Below are 17927 nucleotides of genomic sequence, written 5' to 3'. Positions count from 1 at the left end.
GCCATGACCGACCGGTCACCACTTCGCGATCTTTCCGGTCCGCCCTTCTCGTCCCGCCACATCGGTCCCTCCGACGCCGAGCAGGCGCGGATGCTCGATGCCGTCGGGTACGCGTCCGTGGCCGACCTGGTGGCCGTCGCCGTACCCGAGGCGATCAGGACCCGGACCCCGCTCGCGCTGCCCGAGGCGGCGAGCGAGGCCGGCGCGCTGGCCGAGCTGCGGGCGATCGCCGGACGCAACCGCGTGCTCACCTCGATGATCGGCCTCGGCTACCACGACACGATCACCCCGGGCGTCGTCCTGCGCAATGTGCTGGAGAACCCGGGCTGGTACACCGCGTACACGCCCTACCAGCCGGAGATCTCCCAGGGACGGCTGGAGGCGCTGCTCAACTTCCAGACCGCGATCACCGACCTGACCGGTCTCGACGTCGCCGGAGCCTCGCTCCTGGACGAGGGCACCGCCGCCGCCGAGGCGATGACGCTCGCCCGCCGGGCGAGCAAGGTCAAGAGCGACGTCTTCGTGGTCGACGCCGACGCGCTGCCGCAGACCAAGGCCGTCCTCGCGACCCGCGCCGAGCCGCTCGGCATCACCCTCGTCGAGGTCGACCTCGCCGACGCGGCCGCCGAGCTGCCGGAGTGTTTCGGCGTGCTCGTGCAGTACCCCGGGGCGAGCGGGCGGGTCGCCGGCTTCCGCGCGCTGGCGGAGCGGGCCCACGCCGCGGGCGCCCAGGTGGTCGCCGCCGCCGACCTGCTCGCGCTGACGCTGCTGGCCTCGCCCGGCGAGCTGGGCGCGGACATCGCGGTCGGCTCCTCCCAGCGGTTCGGCGTCCCGCTCGGCTTCGGCGGCCCGCACGCCGCCTACATGGCCGTACGCGAGGGCCTCCAGCGGCAGATGCCCGGACGCCTGGTCGGGGTCTCGGTGGACGCGGACGGGCGGCAGGCGTACCGGCTGGCGCTGCAGACCCGCGAGCAGCACATCCGCAGGGAGAAGGCGACCAGCAACATCTGCACCGCGCAGGTCCTGCTCGCCGTCATGGCCTCCATGTACGCCGTCTACCACGGCCCGGACGGCCTGCGGCGGATCGCCCAGCGGACGCACCGCCACGCGGCCGTCCTCGCCGCCGGGCTGCGCCAGGGCGGCGTCGAGGTCGTGCACGAGGAGTTCTTCGACACCGTGCTGGCCCGCGTCCCGGGACGCGCCGCACGTGTCGTGGCCGCCGCCGAGGCGGCGGGCGTCAACCTCCGCCTCGTGGACGCCGACCACGTCGCGGTCGCCTGCGACGAGAAGACCGCCGCCGAGCACCTGCTGGTCGTGTGGGAGGCCTTCGGCGTAGCCGGCGCGGCGGACGGCGGGCCCGACGGCACCACCATCGAGGACCTGGACCGGGTGACCCCCGACGCGCTGCCCGCCGGCCTCGCCCGCACGAGCGACTTCCTGACCCACCCGGTGTTCCACGCCCACCGCTCCGAGACCGCGATGCTGCGCTACCTGCGCAGGCTCCAGGACAAGGACGTCGCGCTGGACCGCTCGATGATCCCGCTCGGCTCCTGCACGATGAAGCTCAACGCGACCACCGAGATGGAGCCGATCACCTGGCCGGAGTTCGCCGGGATCCACCCCTTCGTCCCGATCGAGCAGGCGGCGGGCTACGTCGAGCTGATCGAGACCCTCGAAGGCTGGCTGGCCGAGGTCACCGGCTACGACGCCGTGTCGATCCAGCCCAACGCGGGCTCCCAGGGCGAGTTCGCCGGTCTGCTCGCCATCCGCGCCTACCACCAGGCCCGGGGCGAGGCGGGCCGCGACGTCTGCCTGATCCCGTCGTCCGCGCACGGCACCAACGCCGCCAGCGCCGTCATGGCCGGGATGCGGGTCGTCGTGGTCGCCTGCGACGAGAACGGCAACGTCGACCTCGCCGACCTCGCCGCCAAGATCGACAAGCATCGTGACGCGCTCTCCGCCATCATGGTGACCTACCCGTCCACGCACGGCGTGTACGAGGAGACCATCGTCGAGATCTGCGACCGGGTCCACGAGGCCGGGGGACAGGTCTACGTCGACGGCGCCAACCTCAACGCCCTCGTCGGCCTGGCCAGGCTCGGCGAGTTCGGCGCCGACGTCAGCCACCTCAACCTCCACAAGACGTTCTGCATCCCGCACGGCGGCGGCGGGCCGGGCGTCGGGCCGGTCGCGCTCAAGGCCCACCTCGCGCCCTACCTCCCCGGCCGGGGCGCCGGCGCCGTCTCGGCCGCGCCGTACGGCTCCGCGGGCATCCTGCCGATCTCGTGGGCGTACATCCGGATGATGGGCGGCGAGGGGCTGCGCCAGGCGACCGAGCAGGCGATCCTGTCGGCCAACTACCTGGCCCGGCGGCTCGCCCCGCACTACCCCGTGCTCTACACCGGGCGGGACGGCCTCGTCGCGCACGAGTGCATCGTGGACCTGCGGCAGATCACCAAGGAGACCGGCGTCACCGTGGACGACGTGGCCAAGCGCCTGATCGACTACGGGTTCCACGCGCCGACGATGTCGTTCCCCGTCGCGGGCACGCTCATGATCGAGCCGACCGAGAGCGAGGACCTGGCCGAGCTGGACCGGTTCGCCGACGCCATGATCGCGATCCGCGGGGAGATCGCCCGGGTCGCCTCCGGGGAGTACGACCGGACCGACAACCCGCTCCGCAACGCGCCGCACACGGCCGCCTCCCTGGTGGCCGACGAGTGGCCGCACGCGTACTCGCGCACGGTCGCGGCCTACCCGGTGCCCGCGCTGCGGGAGAACAAGTACTGGTCGCCGGTCCGCCGGATCGACCAGGCGTACGGGGACCGCAACCTCGTCTGCTCCTGCCCTCCGCTCGAGGCGTACGAGGACTGAGCCGGGAGGGGAGAAGTCGGAGCGCTCGGGCCCGCCGATCGTTAGGATCTTGCCGATCCCCGATTTTGGAGGGCCCGGCATGACGGCCATCGACCCCGGACGGCAGATCGACCGCGCACGCGGGCTGGCCGAGGCGGGCGATCTCGACGCCGCCGCCGCGATCTTCGCGGAGGTCGCGGCCGACGACGAGGCGCCCGACCGGGAGGAGGGGGCGGCGGGGCTGTCCGCCGTGGCCGAGCGCATGGCCGAGAGGCTGCTGGAGGACGGCGAGCCGGGACAGGCCGCCGACCTCCTGCTGCGCGCCCTGTCCGTGCCGGGCGTCGCCGAGCCGGCCCGGCTGCGGGTGCTGCTCGGCCTCGCCCACCTCGACATGGCCTGCGGGGAGTTCGCCGGGGCGGTCGAGGAGGGCGACGCGGCCGACACGGGCACCGGCGCGCTCGCCATCGAGCTGCTCGCCCGCGTCCTGCCCCTGCGGGGCCGGGACGGCGACGCCGAGACGGTCTGGCGGTACGGTCTGGCCCACCCCGACGCGGCGCTGGCCGAGGAGGTGCGGCTCCGCCTCACGAGGGACGTGCGCCCCTCGATAACGTGACCGGATGGAACTTCAGACGCCGCACGGCCCGGGGGCGGCCGAGGTCGACGAGGCGGCCGACCCGTGGCTGCTGCTCGTGCTCACGCACGGTTCGTCCGGAGGAGTGGACGCGCCCGACCTGCTCGCCGTACGGGACGCGGTGCTGGCCGCCGGGGTGACGGTCGCCCGGGTGACCCAGCCGTTCCGGCTCAGGGGCGCGCGGGCGCCGGGGTCGGCGGTGAAGCAGGACGAGTCGTGGATCGCGATGATCGAGGAGCTGCGGGCCGGCCATCCGGGGCTGCCGCTCGTGCAGGGCGGGCGGAGCAATGGCGCCCGGGTCGCCTGCCGTACGGCCCGCGCGGTGGGCGCGGACGCGGTGGTGGCGCTGGCCTTCCCTCTGCACCCGCCGGGCAAGCCGGAACGTTCCAGGGCCGAGGAGCTGCGGCAGGCGGGTACGGACGTCCTGGTGATCAACGGGGATCGCGACCCGTTCGGCGTCCCGGCGGAGTCCGACGCGGCGCGGCTCGTGGTGGTGCCGGGGGAGGGACACGACCTGAAGAAGCATCCCGCCCGGGTGGGCGAGGAGGTGGCCCGCTGGCTGCTGGAGCGCGGACGACCCTGAAGGGGACCGGTTCGCGGGGTTCCGGATGGTGGGGAGGGCCCCGGCTGGGCGTGCCAGCCGGGTGACCCGGCCGCGAGACCGATCAGGCGGCGCTGGAGGCCAGGTCGGTGGGGCGGTGCGGGGCGATGGCCGCGCCGTCGGGCAGCAGCTCGCCGGTGTCCTCGAAGAGGACGACGCCGTTGCACAGCAGGCTCCACCCCTGCTCAGGGTGGGCCGCGATGGTGCGGGCGGCTTCTCGGTCCTTCGCTTCCGCGCTCGGACAGGACGGGCTATGAGGGCACATCGCCGGGGCTCCGTGTCTATCGTTCGCCCGTCGCGGGGCGGCGGGCGTCTGGGGTTGGTGTGACTAACAGCACAATGGACGACACCAGTGTGCCGCCCGCTCGCCACGTGGCGACATAGTCCGTTAGGACGGTTTCGGCCGGTCCTGGGGAGGGGCCGGGGGCGCCCGCACGGGTTCCGCTCACCACGTTGTGAGCTATCCCACAAGAGTGCCGCAGGGAAGATAACGGTCCAAGCTCGACACGCCGTCCGTCTGATAACCGGCGGATTACGGTTCTCCGGCCCGCCTCCGGTCCGCCCGTGAAGATCGATCTTCCCGTGAAGACCGGTTCACCCCCTGAAGGCCGGTTCACCCCCTGAAGATCGGGTCGGCCCCTGAAGATCGGTCCGGCCGCCGCCGGGCCGGGACGCTGGGCGGGACGACGGGGCGGGACGACGGGGCGGGACGCTGGGCCGGGGCGGCGGGGTGGGGTCCGAGTCCGCCGCCGGCCTTCCGCGGCCGGGATGCGGCCCGGGTGAGATTCCGCGTGAGACTCCGGTCAACAAAAACGTTGACCGTCCGGGTTGGATGTAAGTAACTTCCAGGCAACGCGGTGACTTTGCATGACATTTTCCTACACGCGAGGAGTCAGGAGACGCCGCGGCGCGGCACCTGTACGTCACCGGCGGAAAAAATTCGGGTATTGACGCCCGGCTCGCAGTGAAACTAATTTTCCTACACGTTCTCCTTTGAGGTGGAAAGCTTCGTGACGGACGACGAGTTCGAGGCGGTCAGGGTGGCGGCCCCCACCGAAGGCGCCAACCCGCGCACGCTCGACATCGACCTCCTTCCGACCCTCGAGGTGCTGAAGCTCGTCAACGACGAGGACCACCTGGTCGCCCCCGCGGTCCGCGCCGTGCTCCCCGAGCTGGCCAGGGCCGTCGACCTCGGGGTGAGCGCGCTGCGGGAGGGCCGGTCGATCCACTACTTCGGGGCGGGCAGTTCCGGCCGCGTCGCGGTGCTCGACGCGGCCGAGCTCGTGCCGACGTACACGATCGACCCCGAATGGGTCGTCGCGCACCACGCGGGCGGCGTCGCCGCCTTCGAGCAGGCCCTGGAGAACGTGGAGGACGACGAGGCGACGGGCGCCGCCGAGGCGCTCGGCCTCGGCGGGGGCGACCTGGCGATCGGACTGTCGGCCAGCGGGCGCACGCCGTACGTCGCGGGGGCGCTGCGCGCGGCGGGCGCGGCCGGGGCGGCGACCGTCCTGGTGTCGTCGAACCCGCGGGCCCCGCTCGGCGACGAGGTCGACGTCCACGTCGCGGTCGACACCGGCCCCGAGGTCATCGCGGGATCGACGCGGATGAAGGCCGGAACCGCGCAGAAGCTCGTGCTGAACGCGTTCTCCACCGCGGTCATGATCCGGCTCGGCCGGACGTACTCGAACCTCATGGTCGACGTGACCGCCACCAACGCCAAACTTCGCGGCCGCCTGGTCACGATCCTCGAAGAGGCGACCGGCCGGACCGAGGCGCAGTGCGCCGAAACGCTCACCGCGGCAGAGGGGGACCTGAAGGTCGCCCTGGTCTGCCTCCTCGCCGATGCCCCCGTGGGAGAGGCGCGAATCGCATTACAGGCGGCCGCCGGCAGGGTCCGCGCGGCGCTCGCCGAACTGGCTACCGGCCGAAGGGAAGTCTCATGAAGAGAAAGTGGATCGCGGGGGCGATCGGAGTGCTCGCGGTGGCGCTGGCGGCGTGCGCGCCCGGCGGCGGCGCGTCCGAGGGCACGTCCGGCGGGGGCGGCGAGGCGGACGCCGGCAAGGTCACGCTGAGTCTGTGGTCGTGGCGGGTGGAGGACGTCAAGGCGTACGAGAAGATCCTCGCCAAGTTCGAGGAGTCGCACCCGAAGATCCACGTCGAGTTCAAGCCGTTCCAGGCCACCGAGTACAACAACATCCTGGCGACCGGCCTGTCCGGCAGCGGAGGGCCGGACGTCGCCCAGCTCCGGGCGTACGGCGGGCTCCAGCCGCTGGTCGAGGCGGGCCAGCTCCTGCCGTTGGACGGCAAGGTGGACGCGCTGTCGGGCTTCGACGCCAAGCTGCTGGAGGGCGCCAAGGGCCACGAGGACGGCAAGATCTACGGCGTGCCGTTCGCGTACCAGACGCTCCAGGTTCTCTACAACAAGAAGCTGTTCGGCGACAACGGCATCCAGCCGCCCGCCACGTGGGACGACATGATCGCGGCGGCCAAGAAGCTGAAGGCGGCCGGCATCACCCCGTTCGCCGTCGCGGCCGGCCCCGACGCCACCTGGACGCTGCCGATCGTCCACGAGATCTTCGGCAACGCCCGTTACGGCGGCAACGCGTTCCGGGACGCCGTGCTCGGCGGACAGAAGAAGTTCACCGACCCCGACTTCACCGCCTCCGTCAAGCTGGTCAAGGACCTGGAGCCGTACTTCCCCAAGGACGTGGTCGCGGTCAAGATCCCCGACGTCCAGGCGCTGTTCGTCACCGGGAAGGCCGCGATGTACCCGACGGGCACGTTCGACCTGGCGCCCGTGCTCAAGGCCGACCCGAGCCTGGAGATCGGCGTCTTCCAGGTGCCGCCGCCGCCCGGCTCCCCGGCGACCACGCCCGTCACGCCGGGCTGGGCCGACGGCTCGTTCGGCGTCAACGCCAAGTCGGCCCACCAGGCCGAGGCGCTCGAACTGGTCAAGTGGATGGCGACGCCGGAGTTCGGGCAGCTCTACGCGTCCGAGCTGAAGCAACTCTCCGCGGTCCCCGGCGTCACGCCGTCGGACCCGCTGCTGGCCGAGATGGCCAAGAACTACGCCGGCAACGGCGCGCCGTACACGCTGCTCGTCGACTTCCGGTACGGCCAGCCGAACGGTGACGCGATCTTCCGGGACGAACTGCAGAAGATGCTCGCGGGCCAGACCGACCCCGAGGCGGTCGCCGCGAGCGTGCAGAAGGGCGTCGAGCAGTGGTTCAAGCCCGGGAACTGAGCGCTCCCCGGCGTCGCGCGGCACGTACCGGCGCCGGTCGCCGGTACGTGCCGCGGTGGCGGGTCCTGGCCGTCTTCCTGCTGCCCGCGTTCCTGCTGTACTCGGTGTTCATCGTCTATCCGCTGGTCAGCGCGCTCGACTACAGCTTCTTCGAGTGGCGCGGGATCCGGCAGGTGGGGTTCGCCGGGTTCGACAACTACCGGGACCTGCTCAGCGTCTACCCGTACGACCAGCAGTTGTGGCGGGCGTTCGCGCACAACGCGCTGTTCTTCGCCGGGACCATGCTGATCCAGAACACGGTGGGGCTGCTCTTCGCCCTCCTGCTGTTCCGGTACCGCCGCGGCAAGCGCTTCCTGCAGGCCGCGTTCACCACCCCGTACCTCGTGGACCCGCTGGTCGTCGGCTACCTGTGGAGCCTGCTGCTCAACCCGACGTTCGGCCCGGTGAACGCGCTGCTTGAGGCGGTCGGGCTGGACTCGTGGGCGTTGCCCTGGCTCGGCGACACCCGTACGGCGCTGCCGATCGTCGTCCTGGTGAACGCGTGGCAGTGGGTGGGCTTCCCCATGCTGATGTTCTCCGCCGCGCTCGCCGGGATCCCGGCCGAGTACCACGAGGCGGCCCGGGTCGACGGGGCCTCGGCCTGGCAGGCGTTCCGGCGGGTGACGCTGCCGCTGCTCACCCCGGCGATCGGCGTGGTGAGCGTGCTGACGTTCATCGGCAACTTCAACGCCTTCGGGCTGATCTACGCGATGTCCGGCTCGACCGGGTCCCCGGCGGGCTCGACCGACGTGCTCGGCCTGCTGTTCTACCGGGTCGCGTTCGTGGAGGGCGGCGTGGAGGCGATCGGGCGGTCGTCGGCGCTCGCCGTGCTGATGTTCGTGTTCATCTTCGGGGTGTCGCTGCTGGCCACCTCGTACTTCCGCCGCCGCGAGAGGAAGCTGCTGTGAGGGCCGGGCGCCGGGCGCCGGGGCGGGTCGCCGTCCACCTGCTGCTGTGGGGGTACGCGGTCGTCGCGCTGCTGCCGCTGGTCGTCATGCTGCTCAACTCGCTGCGGCCGACGAGCGAGATCTTCACCGCGCCGCTGCGGTTGCCGACGTCCCCCACGCTGGACAGCTACCTCCAGGTGTGGACGGACGCGTCCTTCAGCACGTACCTGCTGAACTCGCTGACGGTCACCTGCGGCGCGGTGCTGATCGGGACGGCGGTCTCCGCGCTGGCCGCCTACCCGCTGGCCCGCTACGACTTCTTCGGCAACCGGCTGCTCGGGGCGTACTTCCTGGCCGGGCTGATGCTGCCGATCCGGCTGGGCCTGGTGCCGATCTTCTACCTCATGGACTCCATGGGGCTGATCGACTCGCTGCTCGGGCTCACGCTGCTGTACGCGGCGTCCGGGGTGCCGTTCTGCGTCTTCGTGTTGTCGGCGTTCTACCGTTCCCTGCCCGGCGAACTGGACGAGGCGGCCCGGCTCGACGGCGCCGGCGAGTTCCGGATCTTCGGGCGGATCATGCTGCCGCTGGTGCGGCCCGCGCTGGCGTCGGTGACGCTGTTCCAGTTCGTGCCGCTGTGGCATGAGTTCCTCTACCCGCTGGTGCTGCTGCGCTCCGACGAGAAGTTCACCATCCCGCGCGGGTTGTCGCAGTTCTTCGGCGAGTACACGACCGACTGGTCGGCGCTGTTCGCCGGGCTGGTCCTCGCCACGGCGCCGCTCTTCGTGCTGTTCGTCCTGGCGACCAAGCAGATCATCGCCGGGCTGACCGCCGGCATGAGCAAGTAGTGAGGAGCCCCGCGTGATCCGCGCGGCGCGTATCGGAGACCCGCAAGGAGGCGGCGTGGACCCCGGCAACGACCACTCGGGCGGCATCCTGGTGCGGCTGCGGGGCGCGCTCCCGTCCCTGCGGCCGGCCGAGCAGCGGGTCGCGCGCGCGGTGCTGGCCGACCCCCAGGGCGTCGCCGACCGGTCGATCGGCATGCTGGCCCGCGAGTGCGGCACCTCCGAGACCACGGTGCTGCGGTTCTGCCGGGCCCTGGGACTGCGCGGCTATCCCGAGCTGCGGTTCGCGCTCGCCCGCGAGGCGACGCTGGAGGCGTCCCGGGCCGGCGGCGCCCGCCCGCTCGACGGCGACATCAACGCCGGCGACCCGCTGGAGGAGATCGTCGCCAAGATCGGCTACAGCGACTCCCGCGCGGCGGCGGAGACCGCCGAGCACCTCGACGTCGCCGCCCTGGAGCGCGCGGTCGAGGTGATCGCCCCGGCCCGCCGGGTGGATCTCTACGGCGCGGGGGCGAGCGGGTACGTCGCGGCCGACCTGCACCAGAAGCTGCACCGGATCGGCCTGGTGGCGTTCGCCTGGCCGGACTTCCACAGCGCGCTCACCTCGGCCGCGCTGCTGCGCGAGGGCGACGTCGCGATCGGCATCTCGCACACCGGCACCACGGTCGACGTCCTGGAGGCGCTGCGGCTCGCCGCCGACCACGGGGCGACCACGATCGCGATCACGAACTTCCACCCCTCGCCGATCACCGAGCTGGCCGACATCGTGCTGAAGACCGCGGTCCGGGAGGCCCCGTTCCGCCCCGGCGCGATGGGCAGCAGGATCGCCCAGCTCACCGTCGTCGACTGCCTCTTCGTCGGGGTGGCCGCCCAGCGCACGTACGACGAGACCCTCACCGCCCTGGAGGACACCTTCCGGGCGATCAGCGGCCGCCGCCGCAGGGGAGCGGGGCCGCGCTCCTGAGCCGGGGTGGCGGCTCAGGCGGTGTGACCGGTGGCCTGGAGGCCGGCGAGGAGCGCGTCGAGGCCGCGCTCGAACTCCCGCTCGCCCTCGGCGGTCCGCGCGTCCCGCACGGTCGCGTCGGGGTCGGCCCAGCCCGACTGCTGCACCTCCACCGCGACGCTCCCGAAGACGTACGCCCGCAGCGCCCGTACGGCGTCGGCCGCGCCGGCGAGCCCGGCCTCGGCGAGCTGCTCCGTCTGGTCCCTGATCGCCATCAGCGCGGTGCCCTTGGGGGGCTTGGTGAGGGCGAGCGACAACACGCCGGGGTGATCGAGCAGGGCGGCCCGGCCGGCCCGGGCCCAGGCGCGGGCGCGCTCCTGCCAGGTGCCCTCGGCCTCCACCCGCACCGTGGTCACGTGCTCGGCCAGGACGTCCATCAGCGCCTCCTTGCCCCGGGGGAGGTGGTGGTAGATCGCCATGGCCTCCACCTGGAGCGCGTCGCCGAGGCGGCGCATGGTCAGCCGGCGCAGGCCCTGCCCGTCGGCGATGTGCAGCGCGGCGTCGACGATGCGTTCGAGGGAGAGCGGGACCGGCGGTCGCTTGGCAGGCATGTCGATCATGCTGCCACAGGTGACCTTACTGTGTAAAGGAACTCGCCCGGCCCGGATGTGAGCGTGGCGGCGAAACGGCGTACGCTACGGCCAGCGATATGTGCCCGATCTGGAAGGACCGTCGATGGCGTTTTTCCGTCCGCGCGTGAGCCGGGAGGCGGAGGTCAGATACCACGCCGACCAGGAGGTCGGAAAGGGGTACCGCGACCTGCTGGAGAAGGCGAGGGAGGCCGAGAGCGTCCTCCGCGAGAAGCAGGCCGCCGGAGCGTCCGAGGAGGAGGTGCGCGAGGCTGGGCTGGCCCTCGACCTGGCGCTCACCGACGCCCTGCGGGCGGCGGAGGCCGCGCAGCGCGCCACCTTCGGTGTGAAGTCCTATGACGACCGCATCCGCCGCAGGAAGGGCAAGGCCACGCCCAAGGGCGCGATGTGGACCGCCGAGGTGAACCGCCTGCGCACGGTGCGGGAGGCGCACCGCCTCACCGGCATCGTCCGCCTGCCGCGCGCCGCCGCGGTGGCCCGCTGAGAGCCTCCGCCGCCGATCCCCGAACGCCGAGACGGCCCGCACCCCGTGAGGGGCGCGGGCCGTCTCGGCCGTTCAGCGGCGGTCGCCGGTCAGGGCGCTAGCTGGCCCAGTCGAGCAGCGGACGCGTGTTGCTCGGGTGGCGGAGCTTGGACAGCGACTCCTTCTCGAGCTGGCGGATCCGCTCCCGGGTGAGACCGAGGAACTTGCCGATCTCGTCCAGCGTGTGCGGCTTGCCGTCCGCCAGGCCGAACCGGAGCGCCATGATCTTGGCCTCGCGCGGCGACAGGTTCTCCAGCACGCCCTTGAGCTGCTCGGCCAGGAGCTGCCGGTCCACGACCTCGGACGCCTCGGGGGAGTCCACGTCCTCGATCAGGTCGCCGATGCGGGTCTCGCCGTCCTCGCCGATCGTGGAGTCGAGGCTGATCGGCTGCCTGCTCGTACGGAGCAGCTCCTCGATCTGGTCGGGCGTCTTGTCCAGCTCGACCGCCAGCTCCTCGGGGGAGGGCTCCCGGCCGAGACGCTGGTGCATGTCACGCTCGACGCGGGACAGCTTGGACAACATCTCCAGCACGTGGACGGGCAGCCGGATGGTCCGCGCCGAGTCGGCGAAGCCGCGCTGGATCGCCTGCCGGATCCACCACATGGCGTACGTGGAGAACTTGTAGCCCTTGGTGTAGTCGAACTTCTCGACCGCGCGGATCAGGCCCAGGTTGCCCTCCTGGACCACGTCGAGCAGGGCCATGCCTCGGTCGGTGTACTTCTTGGCCACCGACACGACGAGGCGCAGGTTGGCCTCCAGCATGTGGTCCTTGGCGCGCTTGCCGTCCTCGATGATCCATTCGAGGTCCTCGCGGACCTCGGGGCGCAGGATCTCGCCGTTCTCCAGCGCGGTCTCCAGCTTGTGCTCCGCGTACAGGCCGGCCTCGATGCGCTTGGCCAGCTCGACCTCCTGCGCGGCCGTCAGCAGGGTGCGCCGTCCGATCGACTTGAGGTACGTGTGGACGGAGTCGCCCATGACCGAGGAGTTGTCGTCGAGGTCGATCTGCGCGCCGTCGTCGGCCGACTCCTCCGCCTCGGACCGCTCGGCGGTCCACTCCTCGTCGTCGAGGGCCTCGTCGGGCTCGTCGTCGGCCGTCGCGTCACGCTTGGCGGACTTGCGGGGCTTGGCGGTCTTGGTGGCCTTCGGGGCCTTGGCGGTGGCCTTGGCCGAGGCGCGGGTCGCCTTCTTCGCCGGCTCGGCCTCCGTCAGCTCCACCCCGGCCTCGCTCAGCTCGCGCAGGATGGCGCGGCCCTCGGCGGGCGCGATGTCGGCCTGGCCGAACGCGTCGCGAAGCTCCGAGAGGGAAAGGTGACCTTGCGCGCGGCCCCGGGCCAGAAGCTGGTCCAGGGTCGTCGTCGGGGTCGCCGCGCGCTCGGGCGGGGTAGCCACGGCGGTCGGGGGCATGAGGACACCTCCTCCATGACGGAGTACGTCGTACTGGGTGGCAATGGCTGGGCGCGGCGGTTGCGGCGGCGCGGCGCACCTGTATCAATAACGCCGACGAGGCCAGTTTGTTCCCCCCAGTACGCGGGGAGGTCAGTCCGACGGGGCCACGACGCTGATGCTGACCTGGGGCATCGGCATGGGGTCCGCGCCCTGGAGCCGCTCGGTCGTCCAGTACTCGCCGGTCGCGCCCGGGTCGATGCTGAGGTGGTTCTCCACCACGTAGGGGGCGATCTCGTCCAGCTCCTCGGGCGTCAGGGTCGTCCCCTCGACGGCGGGGGCCACCCGCTCCCGGCTGGGGGCGGGCGAGGGCTTCTCCTTCGCGGTGCGCTCGGCGGCCTGCTCCTTCACCGCCTGCTCCAGCCGCCCGGCGGAGGCGGTGGTGGCCACGGAGACCCCGCCCACGACGATGGCGGTGACGACACCCGCGGAGATCAGCATTCTGCGATCCGGCTTCATATGCGACGTCCTCCCTCAGATCTGACGCGTGGAGGTCATTTTTGGTTTCGCAGGGCGACCATATCCGGTTTTCCGTTTGGCAACAGCGGAATCTCTTGCACCTTTTGCACCATTCGCGGGGCAGCGTAGGCGGGCAGCCGCTCCTTGGCGTACGCGCGGAGATCCTCCAGCGTGGCGGTGCCGACGACGACCGCGACGACGATCTCGCCCCACTCCGGGTCGGGCCGGCCGACTACGGCGACGTCGCGGACGCCCGGGTGCCCGGAGAGGACCCGCGCGACCGCCCCGGCCACCACCTTCTGGCCGCCGGTGTTGATGACGTCGTCGGCCCGGCCGAGGACGGTGAGCCGTCCGCCGTCGATCGTGCCGAGGTCGGAGGTGACGAACCAGCCGCCCTCGAACGCCGCCGCCGCGGACGCGTCGGGCGCGAGCCCCGTCCGCTCCTCGCGAAGGCGGTATCCGGAGAACACCACCGGACCCGCGATCATGACCCGTCCGTCGGCCCGGATTTTGAGATCTACATTGTCAAGGGGGGCGCCGTCGTAGACGCACCCGCCGCTGGTCTCGCTCATGCCGTACGTCGTGACCACTCGGGCGCCGCGGGCCCGCGCCTCCTCCAGCAGACCGGGCGGCGCGGCCGCCCCGCCGAGCAGGATGGTGCGGAACGCCGACACGTCCAGGCCCAGGTCGAGGAGGCGCCTGAGCTGGGTCGGCACCAGCGAGACGTGCGCGGCGCCGCTCGCGGCTACCGCCTCGGGGGAGAAGCTCGGGTGGATGATCGGCGCGGTCCCGCTCAGCAACGACCTGACCAGCACCTGCGCCCCCGAGATGTGCGACGGGGGGAGGCAGCACAACCACCGCTCGCCCGGCCCGGCCCCCACGCGCTCCAGCGACGCCCGAGCCGAGGACGTGAGCGCGCGCGCCGTCAGCTCGACCCCCTTCGGCGCACCGGTCGACCCCGAGGTCGCGATGATCAGCGCGGCGCGGGTCGGCGCTCCGCCCGGCTCGCGCCGTACACCCTCGGGGGTCACGACGTGGGTGGGGCGCAGCGAGGAGAGCGCGGCCGCGAGCGCGGGGCGCGGCAGGCCGGGGGAGAGCGGCAGCACCGCCGGGCCGTCGCCGGACAGGGCGCGCTCGATCGCGGAGAACAGCGCCGGTCCGGGCGGCAGGAGCAGGGCGTGCAGCTCCCTCTCGGAGGAACCGTCGTGCCGGGCCTTGTGTTCGCGACTGATGAGCACGGTCGTAAGGTTAGTCCCGGCAGACGGAACCGCCGGTGAACGGGCGGTTCGCGGGAGTGAGGAGCGAGTGTGACGAGCGGCGTCGACTGGAAGCGGTCAGGCGAGTACGAGGACATCATCTACGAGACCGCCGAGGGCATCGCGAAGATCACGATCAATCGGCCGGAGCGGCACAACGCGTTCCGCCCGACGACGCTCTTCGAGCTGCGGGACGCGTTCAACGTCGCCCAGGAGGACACCTCCGTCGGTGTGATCATTCTCACGGGCGCCGGCGAGCGGGCGTTCTGCTCGGGCGGCGACCAGAAGATCCGCGGCGACGACGGCTACGTCGACGACAAGACGCACGGCATGGGCCGTCTCAACGTCCTCGACCTTCAGGTGCAGATCCGGCGCTGCCCCAAGCCGGTCATCGCGATGGTCGCGGGCTACGCGATCGGCGGCGGCCACGTGCTGCACGTCTGCTGCGACCTCACGATCGCCGCGGACAACGCGAAGTTCGGGCAGACCGGGCCCAAGGTCGGCTCGTTCGACGGCGGGTACGGCTCGTGGCTGCTGGCCGAGACCGTGGGCCTCAAGCGGGCGCGCGAGATCTGGTACCTCTGCCGTCAGTACGACGCCGAGACCGCCCTGCAGTGGGGCCTGGTCAACGCGGTCGTGCCGCTGGAGCGCCTGGAGGAGGAGACCGTCCAGTGGGCGCGTGAGCTGCTGGAGAAGTCGCCGCTGGCGCTGCGCATGCTCAAGGGCGCGCTGAACGCGGTCACCGACGGCGCGGCCGGCATGCAGCAGTTCGCCGGCGACGCGACGCTCCTCTACTACATGAGCGAGGAGGCCCAGGAGGGCCGCGACGCGTTCAAGGAGAAGCGCACCCCGGACTTCGCGAAGTTCCCGCGCCGCCCGTAGTGCACGTCTTCCGCATCCCGATGACCCTGCGGTTCCGGGGGCAGACCGTCCGCGAGGGCGTGCTGATCCACGGACCCGCCGGGTGGGGGGAGTTCTCGCCCTTCCCCGAGTACGGCCCCGCCGAGTGCGCGCGGTGGCTGGCCTGCGCGCGCGAGGCCGCCTTCGAGGGCTGGCCCGCGCCGCTGCGCGACTCCATCCCTGTGAACGCCACCGTGCCCGCCGTCGGCCCGGAGAAGGCGGCCGAGATCGTACGGCTCTCGCACTGCGGCACCGCCAAGGTCAAGGTCGGCGAACGCGGCCAGGACTTCGCCGAGGACATGGCGCGGGTCGAGGCGGTCCGCGACGCGATCGGCCCCGGCGGCCGGGTCCGCGTGGACGTCAACGGCGCCTGGGACGTCGACTCCGCCGTCCGGCGGCTCAAGGAGCTCGACCGGTTCGACCTGGAGTACGCCGAGCAGCCGTGCGCCACGCTCGACGAGCTGGCCGCCGTCCGCCGCCGGGTGGACGTGCCGATCGCGGCCGACGAGTCGATCCGCCGCGCGGAGGACCCGCTGAAGGTCCGCGCCGCGGAGGCGGCCGACATCGCGGTCGTCAAGGTGCAGCCGCTCGGCGGCGTGCGCAACGCGCTGCGCGTCGCAGAGGCGTGCGGGCTGCCCGTCGTCGTGTCGAGCGCCGTCGAGACGTCGGTCGGCCTGGCCGCGGGTCTCGCCCTCGCTGCCGCGTTGCCCGAATTGCCGTACGCTTGCGGACTCGGGACGATGCCTTTGCTCAGCGGTGACGTCGTCACGGACTCCCTCGTCCCCGTCGGCGGGGCGATAGCCGTACGACGTCCGGAGGTGGATCAGCGCGCCCTCGCGGCGCTCGAGATCGAGTCGCCCGCCTGGACACGACGGATGGAGGAGGCCGCCGGAACGGCCGGAGAGGGGCGGCAGTGAATCCCGCGACCGCGCTTGCCACGGTGCTGGTCGACGAGCTGGTGCGCTGCGGGGTGACGGACGTCGTCCTCGCTCCCGGGTCCCGCTCGGCGCCGCTGGCCCTGGCGGTGCACGAGGAGCCGCGGGTCCGGCTGCACGTGCGGATCGACGAGCGGTCGGCCGCGTACCTGGCGCTCGGACTGGCCAAGCGGTCGGAGCGGCCGGTCGCGATCATCTGCACGTCCGGCACCGCCGCCGCGAACTTCCACCCCGCCGTCATCGAGGCGTCGGAGTCGGGGGTGCCGCTGCTGGTGCTCACCGCCGACCGGCCGCCGGAGCTGCGCGGCACCGGGGCCAACCAGACCATCGACCAGGTCAAGATGTACGGCTCGGCGGTCCGCTGGTTCGCCGAGGTCGGCGTGCCGGAGGACCGGCCGGGGCAGGCCGCGTACTGGCGCTCGCTGGCCTGCCGGGCCTACCAGCGGGCCGCCGGCCCGCCGGACCCGGGCCCGGTCCACCTCAACCTGGCCTTCCGCGAGCCGCTCATCCCCGACGGCGACGGCTCCTGGTGCGAGTCGCTCGACGGCGACGCGGGCGGCGCGTGGATCAGGGCGCGGGTGGCCCCGCCCGCGTCCGCGCTGCACATCCCGCCGACCAGGCGCGGCGTGCTCGTCGTCGGCGACGGCGCGGCCAACGTCCGCCGGTACGTCGCGGCCGCCGGGATGGCCGGCTGGCCGGTGCTGTCGGAGCCGAACGGCGGCGGCCGCTACGGCGACCACGCCATCTCGACCTACCACTTCCTGCTCGGCATCCCCGAGTTCGCCCAGGCGCACCGGCCCGACGTCGTCGTCACGCTCGGCCGTCCCGGGCTGTCGCGGCCGCTGCTGTCGTGGATCAGACGGGCCGAGGAGCACATCGTGGTCGCCTCGGACCTGACCCGCTGGCCCGACCCGACCCGGTCGGCGACGCAGGTCGCGCAGGCGGTGGAGATCCCGGTCACGTCCGGCGACGACTCCTGGCTGCGCTCCTGGCGGCACGCCGAGCACGTCGCCCGGCAGGCGATCGACGGCGTCCTGGACGCCTCCGGCCTCAGCGAGCCGAGGGTGGCCCGCGACCTGGTCGAGCTGCTGCCGAACGGGTCGCTGCTGTTCTGCGGCTCCTCGATGCCGATCAGGGACCTCGACCAGGCCATGCGGCCCCGGCGCGGGCTGCGGCTGATGGCGAGCCGCGGCGCGTCCGGCATCGACGGGCTGGTGTCCACCGCCGTCGGCGCCGCGCTGGCCCACAACGGCCCGTCGTACGCGCTGATCGGCGACCTGACGCTGCTGCACGACCAGAACGGGCTGATCCTCGGCCCGCAGGAGCCGCGGCCCGACCTGTGCCTGGTCGTGGTCAACAACGACGGCGGCGGGATCTTCTCGCTGCTGCCGCAGGCGACCCTGGGCGAGCCGTTCGAGCGGATCTTCGGGACGTCCCACGGCGTCGACCTGGAGTATCTCGCCGCGTCCACCGGCCTGCCGTACACGCGGGTCGAGGACCTCGACGACCTGCCGAGGGCGATCAAGGGGGACGGCATGCGGATGGTCGAGGTGCGCACCCGCCGGGACGGCAACGCCGCCGTACACGCCGCCATGGGCGAGGCCGTACGCTCCGCGATGACGGCGAGTGCTACCGGAGACTGACCCACGATGGTCCTCGCGATGGACGTGCCATTGCCGGGACGGCGGCAGAATGGAGCGTGCCGAACCGCCCC

General features: G+C 72.4%; 17 protein-coding genes. 12 read left to right on the top strand and 5 right to left on the bottom strand.

All coding sequences use genetic code 11. The annotated features are described in order from the left end of the window. Nucleotides 1-3 precede the first annotated feature (3 nt). The 3 genes from gcvP (at nt 4) to AWQ70_RS32330 (ending at nt 4067) form a co-directional block, all read left to right on the top strand. Entirely contained in the window at nt 4-2874 is a 2871-nt protein-coding gene (gcvP, locus tag AWQ70_RS32340) for an aminomethyl-transferring glycine dehydrogenase (protein ID WP_067184835.1), read from the top strand. Between the two features lie 79 nt (nt 2875-2953). Then, a complete protein-coding gene (locus AWQ70_RS32335) occupies nt 2954-3466 on the top strand; it encodes a hypothetical protein (RefSeq protein ID WP_067184833.1) in 513 nt (170 codons plus the stop codon). A gap of 4 nt (nt 3467-3470) precedes the next feature. Then, nucleotides 3471-4067, top strand: a complete 597-nt coding sequence (locus AWQ70_RS32330; RefSeq protein ID WP_067184829.1) for an alpha/beta hydrolase family protein — start codon at nt 3471-3473, stop codon at nt 4065-4067. An 82-nt stretch (nt 4068-4149) separates the two neighbouring features. Here AWQ70_RS32330 and AWQ70_RS32325 read toward each other — a convergent pair whose 3' ends face one another. Further along, nucleotides 4150-4350 (bottom strand): DUF5999 family protein, encoded by a 201-nt coding sequence (locus AWQ70_RS32325; protein ID WP_067184826.1) that lies wholly within the window; start codon nt 4348-4350, stop codon nt 4150-4152. A 745-nt stretch (nt 4351-5095) separates the two neighbouring features. On the opposite strand from AWQ70_RS32325, the gene AWQ70_RS32320 reads away from it, so the two are divergent. Genes AWQ70_RS32320 through AWQ70_RS32300 form a run of 5 tightly spaced genes read left to right on the top strand, consistent with a single transcriptional unit; the run spans nt 5096 to nt 10067 of the window. Next, nucleotides 5096-6031 (top strand): N-acetylmuramic acid 6-phosphate etherase, encoded by a 936-nt coding sequence (locus tag AWQ70_RS32320; protein ID WP_067184823.1) that lies wholly within the window; start codon nt 5096-5098, stop codon nt 6029-6031. Further along, nucleotides 6028-7332 (top strand): extracellular solute-binding protein, encoded by a 1305-nt coding sequence (locus AWQ70_RS32315; protein ID WP_067184819.1) that lies wholly within the window; start codon nt 6028-6030, stop codon nt 7330-7332. The genes AWQ70_RS32320 and AWQ70_RS32315 overlap by 4 nt, the downstream gene beginning before the upstream one ends. A 47-nt stretch (nt 7333-7379) precedes the next feature. Next, a complete protein-coding gene (locus AWQ70_RS32310; RefSeq protein WP_067184816.1) occupies nt 7380-8279 on the top strand; it encodes a carbohydrate ABC transporter permease in 900 nt (299 codons plus the stop codon). After that, nucleotides 8276-9106 (top strand): carbohydrate ABC transporter permease, encoded by an 831-nt coding sequence (locus AWQ70_RS32305; RefSeq protein ID WP_067184813.1) that lies wholly within the window; start codon nt 8276-8278, stop codon nt 9104-9106. The genes AWQ70_RS32310 and AWQ70_RS32305 overlap by 4 nt, the downstream gene beginning before the upstream one ends. 55 nt (nt 9107-9161) lie before the next feature. Then, a complete protein-coding gene (locus AWQ70_RS32300) occupies nt 9162-10067 on the top strand; it encodes a MurR/RpiR family transcriptional regulator (RefSeq protein WP_245647246.1) in 906 nt (301 codons plus the stop codon). 14 nt (nt 10068-10081) lie between these two features. On the opposite strand, the gene AWQ70_RS32295 is transcribed toward AWQ70_RS32300, so the two are convergent. Continuing rightward, on the bottom strand, nt 10082-10657 hold the full coding sequence (locus tag AWQ70_RS32295) for a TetR/AcrR family transcriptional regulator C-terminal domain-containing protein (protein ID WP_067184950.1): 576 nt from the start codon (nt 10655-10657) through the stop codon (nt 10082-10084). Nucleotides 10658-10781: 124 nt separating this feature from the next. Here AWQ70_RS32295 and AWQ70_RS32290 point away from each other — a divergent pair, with 124 nt between their 5' ends. Beyond that, nucleotides 10782-11180, top strand: coding sequence for a hypothetical protein (locus AWQ70_RS32290; RefSeq protein WP_067184809.1), 399 nt, complete (start codon nt 10782-10784; stop codon nt 11178-11180). A gap of 97 nt (nt 11181-11277) precedes the next feature. Here AWQ70_RS32290 and AWQ70_RS32285 read toward each other — a convergent pair whose 3' ends face one another. The 3 genes from AWQ70_RS32285 to AWQ70_RS32275 form a co-directional block, all read right to left on the bottom strand. Continuing rightward, nucleotides 11278-12624 carry an RNA polymerase sigma factor gene (locus AWQ70_RS32285; RefSeq protein ID WP_067184806.1) on the bottom strand — a complete coding sequence of 449 codons (1347 nt, stop codon included), beginning with the start codon at nt 12622-12624 and terminating at the stop codon, nt 11278-11280. A gap of 132 nt (nt 12625-12756) precedes the next feature. Next, complete coding sequence (locus AWQ70_RS32280; protein ID WP_067184803.1) at nt 12757-13104, bottom strand: hypothetical protein; 348 nt, start codon at nt 13102-13104, stop codon at nt 12757-12759. Nucleotides 13105-13157: 53 nt separating this feature from the next. Then, complete coding sequence (locus tag AWQ70_RS32275) at nt 13158-14354, bottom strand: AMP-binding protein (RefSeq protein WP_067184947.1); 1197 nt, start codon at nt 14352-14354, stop codon at nt 13158-13160. A gap of 75 nt (nt 14355-14429) precedes the next feature. On the opposite strand from AWQ70_RS32275, the gene menB reads away from it, so the two are divergent. From menB to menD, 3 genes are read left to right on the top strand one after another with little or no spacing between them, the layout of a single operon-like run. Next, nucleotides 14430-15260, top strand: coding sequence for a 1,4-dihydroxy-2-naphthoyl-CoA synthase (menB, locus tag AWQ70_RS32270; RefSeq protein WP_067184801.1), 831 nt, complete (start codon nt 14430-14432; stop codon nt 15258-15260). After that, nucleotides 15260-16195 (top strand): o-succinylbenzoate synthase, encoded by a 936-nt coding sequence (locus tag AWQ70_RS32265; RefSeq protein WP_067184798.1) that lies wholly within the window; start codon nt 15260-15262, stop codon nt 16193-16195. The genes menB and AWQ70_RS32265 overlap by 1 nt, the downstream gene beginning before the upstream one ends. Next, nucleotides 16192-17856 (top strand): 2-succinyl-5-enolpyruvyl-6-hydroxy-3-cyclohexene-1-carboxylic-acid synthase, encoded by a 1665-nt coding sequence (gene menD / locus AWQ70_RS32260; RefSeq protein ID WP_067184795.1) that lies wholly within the window; start codon nt 16192-16194, stop codon nt 17854-17856. Before AWQ70_RS32265 ends, menD begins: the two co-directional genes overlap by 4 nt. The last annotated feature ends 71 nt before the right edge of the window (nt 17857-17927 follow it).

Source organism: Microtetraspora niveoalba, assembly GCF_001570405.1.
Taxonomy (GTDB): Bacteria; Actinomycetota; Actinomycetes; order Streptosporangiales; family Streptosporangiaceae; genus Microtetraspora; species Microtetraspora niveoalba.
Note: the sequence above shows the minus strand (reverse complement) of the source record. Positions and strands in the feature narration are given on the sequence as shown.